Here is a 14,254-nt window from a genome sequence, read left to right on the forward strand (position 1 = left end):
GGACTCGCCGGATCGTGTTTGAGACCAGACTGAAAGAGGCCGCCCAGCAGGTGGAGGCCCATTTGCAGCATGTGATGGCGCCCATGGGGACGCTGCCTGTTGTGAATGCGATGCGCTATGCCAGTGCGGGAGGTAAGCGCCTGCGGGCGTTTCTGGTGCTGGAAAGCGCGCGTCTGCATGGTGTTGCGCCAGAGCATGCGATCTGGCCCGCGACAGCGATTGAGGCGGTGCACGCCTATTCATTGGTACATGATGATCTGCCGTGTATGGATGATGATGACATGCGGCGGGGGCTGCCGACGACGCATGTAAAGTGGAATGAGTGCACCGCTGTTCTGGCCGGAGATGCGCTGCAAACGCTTGGGTTTGAATGTGTCAGCCGGGTTGAGTGCCATCCCGCACCTTTGGTGCGCGCTGAATTGACCGTGACGCTGGCCCGGGCGGCAGGCGCGCAGGGCATGGTTTTGGGGCAAGCGCTGGATATTGCCGCAGAGACCGCCAGCACGCCTTTGACGCTTGAGGAGATCACCCGCTTGCAAGCAGGCAAAACCGGGGCTTTGATCGTGTGGTCGGCCACAGCGGGCGCGGTGATGGCGCAGGCGGACACAGCCCATTTGCAGCGTTATGCCACGGATCTGGGACTGGCGTTTCAGATTGCAGATGACATTCTGGATGTGGAAGGCGATGCGGCCAAGGTGGGCAAGGCGGTTGGCAAAGACGCGCACGCGGGCAAGGCGACCTTTGTGTCTCTGTTGGGACTTGAGGGTGCCAAGGCGCGGGCGGAGCAGCTGATTGAAGCGGCCTGTGAGGCGCTCGCTCCGTACGGGGTAGAGGCAGAGACACTGCGGCAGGCCGCAAAGTTTGTTGTCTCGCGGGACAACTGATCGGAGGCGCGACCATGTCTGCCAGACCCGAGACCCCCTTGTTGGACCAGGTGACGCTGCCTGAGGATCTGAAGCGGTTTTCAGACCGTGAGCTGGCTCAGTTGGCGGATGAGCTGCGTGCCGAAACGATTTCTGTTGTGAGTGAAACCGGCGGGCACCTGGGCGCGGGGCTTGGCGTTGTGGAGCTGACCGTGGCGCTGCATGCGGTGTTTGATTTGCCGCAGGACAAGCTGATTTGGGATGTGGGGCACCAGAGCTATCCCCATAAGATCCTGACTGGGCGGCGCGGCCGTATTCGGACGCTGCGACAGCAGGGCGGCATCTCTGGATTTACCAAGCGCAGCGAAAGCGTGTTTGACCCGTTTGGCGCGGCGCATTCTTCGACCTCGATATCAGCAGCGCTGGGCTTTGCCGTGGCGCGCGATCTGGGGGGGGAGTGCGACGGCGGTCTGGGCGATGTGGTTGCGGTGATCGGCGATGGCGCGATCACGGCGGGCATGGCCTATGAGGCGATGAACAATGCCGGCCATCTGGGCAAACGGATGTTTGTGATCCTCAATGACAACGACATGTCGATTGCACCACCTGTTGGGGCGTTGAGCGTCTATCTATCCCGATTGTATGCCGGGGCCCCGTTTCAGGAGCTGAAAACAGCGGCGAAGGCGGCCACCAGCCTGCTGCCGCAGCCGTTTCGCGCAGGTGCCAAGCGCACCCGTGAGGCGCTGAAGGGGCTGGCGATGGGCGGCACGCTGTTTGAGCAGCTTGGGTTTTCCTATGTAGGCCCGATTGATGGCCATGACATGGACCAGCTTCTGCCGCTGTTACGCAGTTTGCGAGAGCGGGCAACCGGGCCGGTTTTGTTGCATGTGAATACCAAGAAAGGCAAAGGCTACGCCCCGGCGGAAGCGGCCTACGACAAGGGGCATGCCACAGCGAAATTTGATGTCACGACAGGTAAGCAGAAGAAGGCGAAATCCAACGCGCCGAGCTACACCTCGGTGTTTTCTGATGCTTTGCTGGAGGTGGCGGCAGAGGACAGCCGGATTTGTGCGGTGACGGCTGCGATGCCGGATGGCACTGGCTTGAAGCGGTTTGCGGAGCGCTATCCAAGCCGTTGTTTTGATGTGGCGATTGCTGAACAGCATGGTGTGACATTCTCTGCCGCGCTGGCCGCGGGCGGCATGAAGCCTTTCTGTGCGATCTATTCCACGTTTTTGCAGCGCGGCTATGATCAGGTGGTGCATGATGTGGCCATTCAGCGGTTGCCTGTGCGCTTTGCCATTGATCGTGCTGGGCTTGTGGGGGCGGATGGTGCGACCCATGCCGGCAGCTTTGACATTGCTTATCTCGCCAACTTGCCGGGCATGGTGGTGATGGCCGCAGCGGACGAAGCTGAGTTGAAACATATGGTGGCCACAGCCGCGGCCTATGACGCCGGGCCGATTGCCTTTCGCTATCCACGTGGTGAAGCGGTGGGGGTTGAGCTGCCTGAGCGCGGCGAGATCCTTGAAATCGGTAAAGGCCGTATGGTTCAGGCGGGCGCACGCGTGGCGCTGCTGTCTTTCGGCACCCGGCTGGAAGAAACCAAGAAAGCGGCGGAGGCTCTTGCAGCGCAGGGGATCACACCGACAATTGCCGATGCCCGTTTTGCCAAACCGTTGGACAAGTCGCTGATCTTAGAGCTCGCTGCCAAACACGAAGCGCTTATCACCATCGAAGAGGGCGCCGTGGGTGGCTTTGGCAGCCATGTGGCACAGCTTCTGGCGGACGAGGGCGTGTTTGATCGGGGGCTGAAGTATCGCTCAATGGTGTTGCCGGATGTGTTTATTGATCAGGCAAGTCCGAAGGCGATGTATGATGTGGCCGCAATGAATGCGGAGCACATAGAGGCGAAAGTGCTGGATGTTTTAGGCGAGCCCTGAGGCGCGTTTGGGAGAAAGCACAGCGTGGGGGCCAGCCCCCACACCCCCGGGATATTTTGTGCAAGAAGAAGACCTTAAGCGCTTAATCGGTTTCTTCTTCTAACATGGCTTTCAGCGCATCGCGGTAGTTGGGGTATTTGAGCGTGACGCCCAGCTCTTCTTTGATGCGCGTGTTACGCACCCGTTTGCTGTCTGAATAGAAGCTGCGCGCCATTGGGCTCATATCTGCGTCTTCGAAAGGAATTTCCGGGGGGGGCTCCATGCCAAGCAGTTCAGCGGCATAGGCGAGAATATCTTGCGGAGGCGCTGGGCTGTCATCACAAACATTGTAGATGCCGCCCGGTTTGGGCGCCAGTATCGAAGCCTCCAAGACGCGCGCGATGTCATCCACATGAGCGCGGGAAAACACCTGATTTTTCTTGATGATGCGGCGGGCCGTGCCGCGGCGCAATTTGGCAAAGGGGCCACGGCCGGGGCCATAAATCCCAGCAAGACGGAAGATATGCAGGGGCACGTCGGCAAGAGCGGACCATTCGGCTTCCGCCTTGACCCTCATTTTGCCGCGCATGCCGCCGGGATCGAGCGGGGTTTCCTCATCCACCCAGCCCCCGTCCATATCGCCATAGACGCCTGTGGTGGACAGGTAGCCCACCCATTTCAGATTGGGCGCCGCAGCCACAAGAGCATCGCGGCCAGCGCGCAGCACCGGATCGCCCGCATCATCCGGGCGGATGGAGCTGAGGACATGGGTGACGCCCTGAAGCGCTTCGTCAAAATTGATGGGCCATTGCAGTGGCGTGACCCCTTGTGCGCGCAGGGTTTCGGCCTGACCCGGATCGCGATGGGTGCCGATGATGGTCCAGCCTTGAGGCAGCAAACGCTTTGCCAGTGCCTGGGCGGAATATCCGTGACCTAGGGAGAGGAGTGTTTTGCTCATAAGGACACACTGCCTCTCTCGGTAAGGAGGGACAAGAGGGCGGCGGTGATTTTGCACAAGACAGGGAGATCAGCTCACGCAACTGTGCAAAATCGAGACGATATCGTGGTTTTATGGCTGCGGGCACTGCGCCGTTCTCTGACAGTCACCTACCTTTCCAAACCGGATCCCGCTTTTCGGCAAATGCGCGTGCCCCCTCCATTTGGTCTTCGCTGTCATAGAGCACATCGACACTGCGCAGCTGGCGTTGCGTGATGCGGTTCATGGCATCTTGAAACTTGGCATCTTCGGCGTCGCGCACAATTTCTTTGATCGCGGCGTAGACCAGCGGAGGGCCAGATGCGAGTAAGCGGGCCTGCTCCCAAGCGCGTGACATGAGGGTTGCGGCAGGGACGATTTCATTCACGAGGCCCCAGCGGTGGGCCTCTTCGGCATCAAACCAGCGACCTGTCAGCAAGAGTTCCATGGCGATGTGATACGGGATGCGTTTGGGAAGCTTGACAGAGGCTGCGTCGGCCACTGTGCCAGACCGGATTTCCGGCAGCGCAAAAGAGGCATGATCGGCGGAGATGATGATGTCGGCAGAAAGCGCGAGCTCCAGTCCGCCGCCGCAAGCAATGCCGTTGACAGCGGCGATCACGGGCTTGTTCATATCGCGCAACTCCTGAAGGCCGCCAAAGCCGCCGACGCCATAGTCGCCGTCCACCGCATCGCCCTCTGCGGCGGCTTTCAGATCCCATCCAGGGCAGAAGAATTTCTCGCCGCCCCCAGTGAGGATGGCTACGCGCAGGTCAGGATCATCGCGGAAGTCGCGAAACACCTCGCCCATGATCCGGCTGCTGGCGAGATCAATGGCGTTGGCTTTGGGGCGGTCCAAGGTGACTTCAAGAATGGCACCGTCGCGCCGGGTTTTCACAGGGCTGTCGGTCATGACATCTCCTTTCGTATCAACGCATCCGCCGCGACAGCGCGGGTTGGCGTGCAGATCAATGGATTGATTTCAACCTCTTCCAAGGTGGATGAGTTGGCAAGCACATAGGCTTGAAGAGCCTCTGCAGCATCGAGAATGGCGTCTATGTTGGCAGCGTCACCGCCACGATAGCCGGTGAGCAATTTGGCCACTTTCAGGCACATTAGAGACTGATACAGGCGGTCGCGGTTTGCCGGTACGAGAAGCGATACGCTGTCTTCCATCAGCTCGGTTAACACCCCACCTGCGGCCAGTGTCAGCACAAAGCCATGGGCAGGATCTCGGGTGATGCCCAGCAGAAGCTCAGCAACGCCTCCCTCAACCATTTCTTCAATCAGGAAAGTATCTGTGGGCATCTCTGCGGCAGCTGTGTCCAACTGTTCCAAACTCAGGCGCAACTTCACCGCTCCGGCCTCTGTTTTGTGTGCGATGCCCTGACCCTTGAGCACCAGAGGCGCGGTGAGGGTGGCGGCACATTGCGCAAGTTTGTCGTAGCGCGACGCGGTCTTGCTGGCTGGAATGTCCATTCCATGCTGTGTTAGTGCCTGTTTCGCGGCGACTTCACTTAAGACGGTGGCGTTTTGAGGTGTGCCCGGCAGGGCGAGTGGTGTGACGTTTGGGGCGGAGATACTGGCGGCGGCATCTGTGGCGCAGAGGGCCTCGCGCAGACCATAAAAAGGGACAACTTCACCTGAAATCAGGTCTTCAGTCACATCAGGAGGCATCAGTTCTGGCAAGCTCGCCACCACAGCCATGGGACGACCCGTGCGTTTGCGTGCGCCAATGGCAGCGGCGGTCGCGCAGTCCCAATCCGCGCGGTTTTCATGCGGGTAGTCGACCACAGTGAAGGTCATGGCGATGTCGGGGGCCGTCATGGCGGACCAAGCTCGGGCCATCGCCGCTTCGTCGCGCCAGATATAGGTGTGGTAATCCAATGGATTGGCGAGCGCGACCATGGGGCCAAGGACGTCCCGCAACTCTGCGGTTTGAGGCTCTGTTAAAGGTGGAAATCGAAGATCTGTCTGGAGCGCAGTGTCGGCCATAAGGCTGGCCTCGCCGCCTGAGCAACTGATCGAGGCAATGTTGCGGCCTTCAGGCACGCCAACCATGTGAAGCAGTTTGAGGGTCTCCAGCAACAACGGTAATTCGGCGACGCGGGCAAACCCAAGCCGCGAGATCAATGCGCTTGCGCCTGCGTCGCTGCCAGCCAATGAGGCCGTATGAGAGACTGTTGCGGCCTGAGCCTCACTGCTGGCGCCAACTTTGAGCACGACGACGGGCACACCCTTTACATAGGCTTTGTGGGCAAACCGTTCCCACGCACGCAGATCTGTGAAGCCTTCAATATGAAGGCCAATGGCGGTAACACGCGGGTCATCTAAAAACGCGGACGCGATTTCCGCCTGATTGAGTTGCGCCATGTTTCCGCAGGTGGCGACATAGGCGATTGGCAACCCGCGGCGCTGGTTGGTGAGATTGATGGCGATGTTTGAGCTTTGTGTCAGGATTGCCACGCCCTTGTCGACAGGGCGGCAACCGTGTTGGTCGGGCCAAAGCGCTGTGCCATCCAGTGCGTTGATGAGCCCGTAGCAGTTGGGGCCGAGAATGGGCATATCGCCTGCGGCCGTGATCAGCGCATCCTGAAGGTTGGCTCCTGTGGCGTCCTCAGACGCGGCCTCGGAAAAGCCCGAGGCAAAACAGACCGCGCCGCCTGCGCCCAGCTTTGAGAGCGCAGAAACCGCTTGGATGGTGGCGTGGCGATTGATGCCAATGAAGGTGGCGTCAGGTGGTGCCGGGAGTGCGGGGATGTCAGGGTAGGCGCGTCGACCCAACACAGACTCGGCTTTGGGGTGGACAGGCCAGATGTCTCCTGAGAAGCCAATTTTCTCGCACTGGCGAATGACCTCAGCACACCATGCGCCGCCGCCGACTACGGCGATGGATTTCGGGCGGATCAGTCTTGAGAGATCGCGGGTCATGATGCCGCCCTCTCGCACTGACTTTTGGCCTCCGGTGGGGATATTTGCAGCAAGAGGAAGTAAGGTTTTGTTAACCGGTTTTGCGCAGATTTTTGGGGCGGCACAGGCTGGGAAGCCGATGACCGTGCAAGGGGAAGCCCGAGAGGGTCTTTCTGGAGGGGGTGGCTGCGCGTCGCCCCCTTTCCTCTTGCTCTAAATATCCCGGGGGTGCGGGGGCTGGCCCCCGCTGCGCCATTTGCGTCTAACGATCCGAGTGTCCGAGATCGCGGTTTGGTTCTATCAAGTCGCGCAAGCGTTGTTTCAGCTCTTTGGCTTCGGGAAACCCGCCATCGCGTTTGCGATCCCACAGGAGCGTGCCATCCACAGTGATCTTGAAGGTGCCCGGCACTTCGGCTGGTGCGATTGTCACCCCGCCGAGGGTGTCGCCAAAGGTTTGCAACAGTTCCTGTGCCATCCATCCGGCGCGCAGAAGCCATTTGCACCCAACGCAATAGGTGATTGTTACAACCGGTTTCATCTGGCTTTCTCCTCGGATCTTTTCCGAGGTTGTGCCGCAGCTGGGCACGCAACACAACGCTTTCCATCATGCCCCCAGGGGCCGCAGAAGATCCCGGCTGATGATGTGGCGCTGGATCTCGCTGGTGCCATCCCAGATGCGCTCTACACGCGCGTCGCGCCAGAAACGCTCGATGGGGAAGTCGTCCATCAGCCCCATGCCGCCAAAGATCTGAAGAGTGGTGTCGGTGACACGTGCAAGCGCCTCTGAGGCATAGAGTTTGGCGGAGGCGATTTCGCGGTTGGAGGGCAGATTGTTGTCCAGGCGCCAGGCGGCCGCGAGGGTGAGCCAATCGGCAGCATCAATTTCGGTGATCATATCGGCGATTTGAAAACCGACGCCTTGGAATTTGCCGATGGGCTGGCCAAATTGTTTTCGCTCTGCGGCGTAGTTGAGGGCGTAGTCAAAACAGCGGCGCGCGCGTCCCACGGAGAAGGCGGCAACGGTGAGGCGGGTGGCGTAGAGCCATTCGTTCATCACGGCGAAACCGCCATCGACCTCGCCAAGGACCTGCGCATCTGGCAGGCGGCAGTCATCAAAGGAGAGGATGTAGTTTTTGTAGCCCTTGTGACTGACGGAATTGTAGCCCTCGCGCACATCAAAGCCGGGAGTGCCGCGATCTACGAGGAAGGTGGTGATGCGCTTTTTGGGGCCTTTGGGCGTGTCATCGACACCGGTTGCGATGAAGACGATGAAGAAATCCGCATGTTCCGCACCGGAGATGAAATGCTTGGAGCCATTGATGACCCAATCCCCTCCGTCGCGCTGGGCCTGACATTTCATACCGCGCACATCGGAACCTGCATCAGGCTCTGTCATAGCCAAAGCGTCCATTTTTTCGCCACGCACAGCGGGGAGCAAGTATCGTTCGCGTTGCTCGGCGTTGCAGGCCATCAGGATATTCTGGGGACGGCCAAAGAAGTGGGTGAGTGCCATGGAGCCGCGCCCCAGTTCACGCTCGACCAAGGTGAAGTCCAGATGAGACAGTCCGGCGCCGCCGACTTCCTCAGGGAAGTTGCAGGCGTAAAAGCCAAGGTCGATGCACTTTTGTTTGATCTCTTCGCCGAGCTCATGTGGCACTTGGCCTGTGCGTTCGACCTCTGCCTCATGAGGGTAGATCTCGTTTTCCACAAAGCTGCGAACTGTGGAGACAATCATCTCCTGTTCTTCGGTCAAGCCAAATTGCATGTGCCACGCTCCAATCCTGTTTCGCAGAAATCGTCCTTTGGCTTGACGGGCTACAGCATGCAGAATTATCCCTAAATCATGCGAAATTGGGAAAATCATCACGCTGCAGCGCAGAAGGTTGGGGTTCTGCTGTTTGACGGGTTTTCAAATCACTGCCTTGCCAATGCGATTGAGCCTATGCGTGCGGCCAATATGCTGTCTGGAAGAGACCTTTTTGTCTGGCGTTTTGTCTCTTTGGATGGTGGTCCTGTGGCGAGCTCTTCTGGATTGGTGGTTACACCGCATGGTCGCATGTCAGAGGCCGAGGGCGACATGTTGATTGTGATGCCATCTTATGGGTTTCGGGATCTTGGTGGATGGGCCACACAGGCGGCGTTGCGGGCGGCGGACAAACGCTTTCCTATCATCACGGCCATGGACACGGGCAGCTGGTTGTTGGCGGAGGCGGGGCTTCTGGAGGGGCGGCGTGCCACGATCCATTGGGAGGAGCTGATGCCCTTTGCGGAACGGTTTCCAGATGTGGATGTGGTGCGCGAGCGGTTTGTGATCGACGGCGATCGCATCACCTGTTCTGGGGCGATGGCGGCGTTTGATCTGGTGTTGGATTTGATTGGGCATGCGCACGGGCAGGCTTTGGCACTGGAGGTGGCGCAGTTGTTCATGACGCGGGACAGTGCGCGCTCTCACAGCGGGGGCGCAAGCCCGGCTGGGCGTTTGGTGAGTAGGGCGTTGGGGGTGATGCAGGACAACCTTGAAATGCCTCTCAGTATTGGACAGGTGGCAGCGCGGGCTGGAGCTACACAGAAGACACTTGAGAGTCGGATGCGTGCAGAGTTGGGCGCGCCGCCGGTGGTCGTCTATCGGCGTTTTCGGCTGAATTTGGCTCGGAAGCTGGTGGTTGAGACAGACTTGAGCGTGGCAGAAATCGCGCTTCGGTCTGGTTATCAGAGCCCAGCGGCGATGACGCGGGTGTTTAAAGAGACCTTTGGGATCACCCCGCGTGCGTTGCGCCAGAGCGGTTAGTTATCAGATGTACACCTGCTTAATGTGAGGCCGGCTGCGGCAGGTGCCAAGCTCTGGAGATTGTCGAAAGCTGAGGATTTAGCCTCAAGCAGCGACCAAGATTTTGCGTATTTGATACTGATACGCTGTGTTCAGGTGGCGTAGGGATCGCCCTCGGCATCCAGAATGGCTTTGAGTTCCTGCAGATGGCGCACATCCTGCTCCGGGTAGGCTTCAAGCTCCTGTGCCGTTTTCTCGGCGATGTCGTCTGACAGCACCCGCAAGGGCTGGCCGGTTTGCAGCGCGCGGATGTAGGTTTCAGCGGCGCGTTCGAAATAATAGAGCCTGTTAAATGTGTCTGCGACTGTATCACCGATGACCAAGACGCCGTGATTGCCCATGATCATGACCTTCTGTTTCGGATCGGTTAGCAGCGCGGCGCAGCGGGCGCCTTCGTCCTCAAAGGCCAAGCCGCCGTAGCCATCATCAATCACATAGCGGTTGAAGAAAGTGGCGCAGTTCTGGTCGATCGGGGGCAGGCGGGAGTCGGCCAAGCTGGCCAGCACAGTGGCGAAGATCGAATGCACATGCATCACACAGCGCGCGTGCGGGCAGGCGCGGTGGATGCCGCCGTGCAGGCCCCAGGCGGTGGGGTCCGGCGCATCAGGGCCGGTCAATGCGTCAGGGTTATTGGCGTCGACTTCGATCAGATCACTGGCGTTGATCCGTGCAAAGTGGCGCTGGTTTGGGTTCATCAAGAACCGTGTACCGTCCTCATTGATGGCGAGGCTGAAATGATTGGCGACGCCTTCGTGCATGTTGAGGCGGGCTGTCCAGCGGAAGGCGGCTGCGAGATCAACGCGCGCCTGCCAGTGTTCCATGTTGGGGCGAATGTTGGTGATGGCCATGATGTTTCTCTCCCTAAGATCACCTGAGCATGGCACAAATTTGCAGGTCTAAGACATTTGCGACGTCGCAAATGCACCTTGGGCGCAGGTAAATTGCGCGTGAGGGTTTCAAAATGTGCGAAAAACATCTTTTACAAAAGCTTCAAAACACAGCCGCTTGAACCTCCCGAAAACGCGTGGCACCTTGGGCCATGGAACATATGCAATTTCAAAGCTGGGCTGATCTGGCCCCACAGCTTGTCGCCGTCGCCGCAGGGCGTTCCCCTGCAGATCTCGTTATTCGCAAAGGCCAGTGGGTGAACGTACACACCCGTGAAGTGCTGCCGGATCATGACATTGCGGTCATTGCCGGGCGCATTGCCTATGTTGGGCCTGATGCGAGTCACTGTATTGGCGCAGATACAGAGGTCATTGAGGCGGAAGGGCGCTTTATGATCCCCGGTCTGTGTGACGGGCATATGCATATCGAAAGCGGGATGCTGACGCCTGCGGAGTTTGCTCGTGCGGTGATTGGGCATGGCACCACAACGATGTTCACCGACCCGCATGAGATCGCCAATGTGCTGGGCCTAGAAGGTGTAAAAATGATGCATGATGAGGCTCTGATGCAGCCCATCAACATCTTCACGCAGATGCCAAGCTGCGCGCCCTCAGCTCCTGGCCTCGAGACCACTGGTTATGAGATTGGTCCGGATGATGTAGCAGTAGCGATGAGCTGGCCGGGCATTATCGGGCTTGGGGAGATGATGAACTTCCCTGGTGTGATCAATGGGAGCCAGCAGATGCTGGCGGAGATTGCAGCGACGCAAAAAGCGGGCAAGACCGTCGGTGGGCACTACGCCTCTCCCGATTTGGGCAAGGATTTTCATGCCTACGCAGCGGGTGGGCCCGCGGACGATCATGAGGGCACATGTGAGGCAGACGCGATTGCGCGGGTGCGTCAGGGCATGCGTATGATGATGCGATTGGGCAGCGCGTGGTATGATGTGGAAACGCAGATCACCGCGGTGACCGAGAAAGGGCTGGATCCGCGTAGTTTCATCCTGTGCACCGATGATTGCCATTCCGGCACGTTGGTGAATGATGGGCACATGAACCGTGTGGTGCGCCACGCGATTGACTGTGGATGTGATCCGATTGTGGCTTTGCAGATGGCCACAATCAACACTGCCACGCACTTTGGTTTGGAGCGTGATTTAGGCTCTATTGCGCCCGGAAGACGGGCGGATGTGATCCTTACAAGTGATCTGAAGACGCTGCCGATTGAACATGTGATCGCGCGTGGCGTGACCGTGGCCAAGGCAGGTGAAGTGCTTGTGGATTGCCCGCATTATGATTGGCCAGTGCATGCGCGTCAGACGGTCAATCTTGGCCGTGCGCGGGTGGCGAAAGACTTTGAAGTTGGCGCTCCGGATGGCGCGACCCAAGTCACGGCCAATGTGATTGGCGTGATCGAGAACCAAGCCCCAACCAAGGCGTTGACTGCGGAGCTTTCTGTGGTTGACGCTGTCGTGGAAGGTGATCTCGCGCAGGATGTTTGCCAGATCGCTTTGGTGGAGCGCCACCGTGGCACCGGGGGCGTGACCAACGGGTTTGTGTCTGGCTTTGGGTATCAGGGCAAGATGGCGATGGCCTCGACTGTGGCGCATGACAGTCATCATATGATCGTGGTCGGGACTGACCGGGAGATGATGGCGAAAGCGGCCAATCGCCTGGGCGAAGTTGGCGGTGGTGTGACCGTCTTCAAAGATGGTGAGGAGATCGCCTTGGTGGAGCTGCCCATCGCGGGCCTGATGTCAGATGCACCGGCGATCGACGTGGCTGCCAAGGCGCAGAACATGGTTGAGGCGATGGAGGCTTGCGGCTGTACGCTCAACAACGCTTATATGCAGCATTCGCTGTTGGCTCTGGTGGTGATCCCGGAACTCAGGATTTCCGATCTCGGGCTGGTGGATGTGACCAAATTTGAAATGACCGACGTGATTAAGGCTGCGCAATGACCCCACAGAGTATTCCTGTACATTCCCCCGCTGTTCCCGCACCTGAAATGTTCACGGATGCAAAGGCGGCTGTAGATCGTCTGGAGGAGCTTTACACGATTGCGACCACCTATCTGTGTGATCAGTTCCGGCGCGCACTGCGCAAAGGGCCGGACGGGCATCGCATTCGCGCGTTTTATCCGGAAATTCGCATTATCACGACGAGTTTTGCGCAGGTAGACAGCCGTTTGAGTTTTGGCCACGTGGCGGAGCCCGGCGTGCATGCGGCAACCATCACCCGGCCGGATCTGTTTCGGCATTATCTGGAGCAGCAGATTGCTCTGCTTGTGGCCAATCATAAAGTGGGTGTGATGGTGGGAGTGTCGAGCACACCCATTCCGGTGCATTTCGCGGTGGCGGCGCGCACAGATATGACCGTGCCACAGGAAGGCGCTGCGGACTTCACGCTGCGGGATATTTTTGATGTGCCTGATCTGTCGACCACCAATGATGACATTGTGAATGGCACGGCTGCGCCGGACGAAAACGGTGTTGGGCCACTGGCTCCGTTTACGGCGCAGCGCGTGGATTACTCGCTTGCGCGATTGAGCCACTATACGGCAACGGACCCCGAGCATTTTCAGAACCACGTGCTGTTCACCAACTACCAGTTCTATGTGACCGAGTTCGAAGCCTATGCGCGTAGCATGCTCGCAGATGAAAAGAGCGGCTACACCAGCTTTGTCAGCACCGGAAATGTGGAGATTTCAGATGCGGAGACCCCAATTGCGCCGGTAGACAAGCAGCCGCAGATGCCAACTTACCACCTGAAGCGCGCGGATGGCTCTGGCATCACGCTTGTGAACATTGGGGTGGGCCCGTCAAATGCGAAGACGGCCACCGACCACATTGCCGTCTTGCGCCCGCACGCATGGATCATGGTGGGGCATTGTGCTGGTCTGCGCAATTCGCAGAGCCTGGGCGACTTTGTGCTGGCGCATGCGTATCTGCGTGAAGATCATGTGCTGGACGATGATCTGCCGGTTTGGGTGCCCATTCCGGCGTTGGCAGAAGTTCAAACGTCGTTGGAGGAGGCCGTAGTAAATGTCACGAAGCTCTCCGGATATGAGCTAAAACGCGTGATGCGGACTGGAACGGTGGCCACCATCGACAATCGCAACTGGGAGTTGCGAGAACATACCGGGCCTGTGCAAAGGCTGAGCCAAAGCCGTGCGATCGCGCTGGACATGGAAAGCGCAACGATTGCTGCAAACGGGTATCGTTTCCGCGTGCCATATGGGACATTGCTCTGTGTCAGCGACAAACCGCTGCACGGTGAACTTAAGCTTCCAGGAATGGCCAGCGACTTCTATAAGACGCAAGTGGCACGTCATTTGCTGATCGGAATTCGTGCCATGGAGCGATTGCGTGAAATGCCGCTTGAGCGTCTGCATTCGCGAAAATTGCGGTCTTTTGATGAGACGGCCTTTCTTTGACCCAACGGAAACTTGTGGAAAACCCATAAAAAACACGGTTTTTGGCATCACAATTTGTTGTGTTCACCCACCATATCCCGTTAAATGCCCGCCATGAGGCCCAACATTCGGGCAGACTAATGGAGACCTGAAATGGCAAAACCGATGACCAAGACCCAACTTGTTGCTGCTCTGGCCGAAGACATGGGTTCTGACAAGAAATCTGCAGGCGCAGCTCTGGAAGCTGTTTGCGCGCTGATCACCCGCGAAGTGTCCGCCGGTGGCGCAGTGACTCTGCCGGGTGTTGGCAAAATCTACTGCCGCGAGCGTCCAGAGCGCATGGTTCGCAACCCTGCGACTGGCGAGCAGATCAAAAAAGAAGCAGACAAGGTTGTGAAAATGACCATCGCCAAAGCGCTGAAAGATAGCGTGAACGGCTGATCGCTTTGATCAC

Annotated in this window: 12 protein-coding genes; 6 read left to right on the top strand and 6 right to left on the bottom strand. The window is 58.6% G+C overall.

Annotated elements, in window-relative coordinates; genetic code table 11:
* The first annotated feature begins 14 nt into the window (after positions 1-14).
* On the top strand, positions 15-884 hold the full coding sequence (locus J7413_RS09725) for a polyprenyl synthetase family protein (RefSeq protein ID WP_348538735.1): 870 nt from the start codon (positions 15-17) through the stop codon (positions 882-884).
* Between the two features lie 14 nt (positions 885-898).
* Positions 899-2,806, top strand: a complete 1,908-nt coding sequence (gene dxs / locus J7413_RS09730) for a 1-deoxy-D-xylulose-5-phosphate synthase (protein WP_209097884.1) — start codon at positions 899-901, stop codon at positions 2,804-2,806.
* A gap of 82 nt (positions 2,807-2,888) precedes the next feature.
* Here dxs and J7413_RS09735 read toward each other — a convergent pair whose 3' ends face one another.
* The 5 genes from J7413_RS09735 to J7413_RS09755 form a co-directional block, all read right to left on the bottom strand.
* A complete protein-coding gene (locus J7413_RS09735) occupies positions 2,889-3,743 on the bottom strand; it encodes an SDR family oxidoreductase (protein WP_209097885.1) in 855 nt (284 codons plus the stop codon).
* A gap of 145 nt (positions 3,744-3,888) precedes the next feature.
* A complete protein-coding gene (locus J7413_RS09740) occupies positions 3,889-4,674 on the bottom strand; it encodes a carnitinyl-CoA dehydratase (protein ID WP_209097886.1) in 786 nt (261 codons plus the stop codon).
* On the bottom strand, positions 4,671-6,692 hold the full coding sequence (locus J7413_RS09745; RefSeq protein WP_209097887.1) for an acetate--CoA ligase family protein: 2,022 nt from the start codon (positions 6,690-6,692) through the stop codon (positions 4,671-4,673). Before J7413_RS09745 ends, J7413_RS09740 begins: the two co-directional genes overlap by 4 nt.
* 241 nt (positions 6,693-6,933) lie before the next feature.
* Positions 6,934-7,209, bottom strand: coding sequence for a SelT/SelW/SelH family protein (locus J7413_RS09750; protein WP_209097888.1), 276 nt, complete (start codon positions 7,207-7,209; stop codon positions 6,934-6,936).
* A gap of 66 nt (positions 7,210-7,275) precedes the next feature.
* Positions 7,276-8,436 carry an acyl-CoA dehydrogenase family protein gene (locus J7413_RS09755; protein WP_209097889.1) on the bottom strand — a complete coding sequence of 387 codons (1,161 nt, stop codon included), beginning with the start codon at positions 8,434-8,436 and terminating at the stop codon, positions 7,276-7,278.
* A 78-nt stretch (positions 8,437-8,514) separates the two neighbouring features.
* Here J7413_RS09755 and J7413_RS09760 point away from each other — a divergent pair, with 78 nt between their 5' ends.
* Positions 8,515-9,459, top strand: a complete 945-nt coding sequence (locus tag J7413_RS09760; protein ID WP_209097890.1) for a GlxA family transcriptional regulator — start codon at positions 8,515-8,517, stop codon at positions 9,457-9,459.
* Positions 9,460-9,590: 131 nt separating this feature from the next.
* Here J7413_RS09760 and J7413_RS09765 read toward each other — a convergent pair whose 3' ends face one another.
* Positions 9,591-10,346 carry a class II aldolase and adducin N-terminal domain-containing protein gene (locus J7413_RS09765; protein WP_209097891.1) on the bottom strand — a complete coding sequence of 252 codons (756 nt, stop codon included), beginning with the start codon at positions 10,344-10,346 and terminating at the stop codon, positions 9,591-9,593.
* Between the two features lie 191 nt (positions 10,347-10,537).
* Here J7413_RS09765 and ade point away from each other — a divergent pair, with 191 nt between their 5' ends.
* From ade to J7413_RS09780, 3 genes are all read left to right on the top strand, one after another.
* Positions 10,538-12,346 (top strand): adenine deaminase, encoded by a 1,809-nt coding sequence (gene ade / locus J7413_RS09770; protein ID WP_209097892.1) that lies wholly within the window; start codon positions 10,538-10,540, stop codon positions 12,344-12,346.
* Entirely contained in the window at positions 12,343-13,821 is a 1,479-nt protein-coding gene (locus tag J7413_RS09775) for an AMP nucleosidase (protein ID WP_209097893.1), read from the top strand. Before ade ends, J7413_RS09775 begins: the two co-directional genes overlap by 4 nt.
* Before the next feature lie 132 nt (positions 13,822-13,953).
* On the top strand, positions 13,954-14,241 hold the full coding sequence (locus J7413_RS09780) for an HU family DNA-binding protein (protein ID WP_209058508.1): 288 nt from the start codon (positions 13,954-13,956) through the stop codon (positions 14,239-14,241).
* Positions 14,242-14,254: the final 13 nt, after the last annotated feature.

Origin of the sequence: Shimia sp. R10_1 (assembly GCF_017744095.1) — a bacterium.
In the GTDB taxonomy this organism is placed as follows: domain Bacteria; phylum Pseudomonadota; class Alphaproteobacteria; order Rhodobacterales; family Rhodobacteraceae; genus Shimia.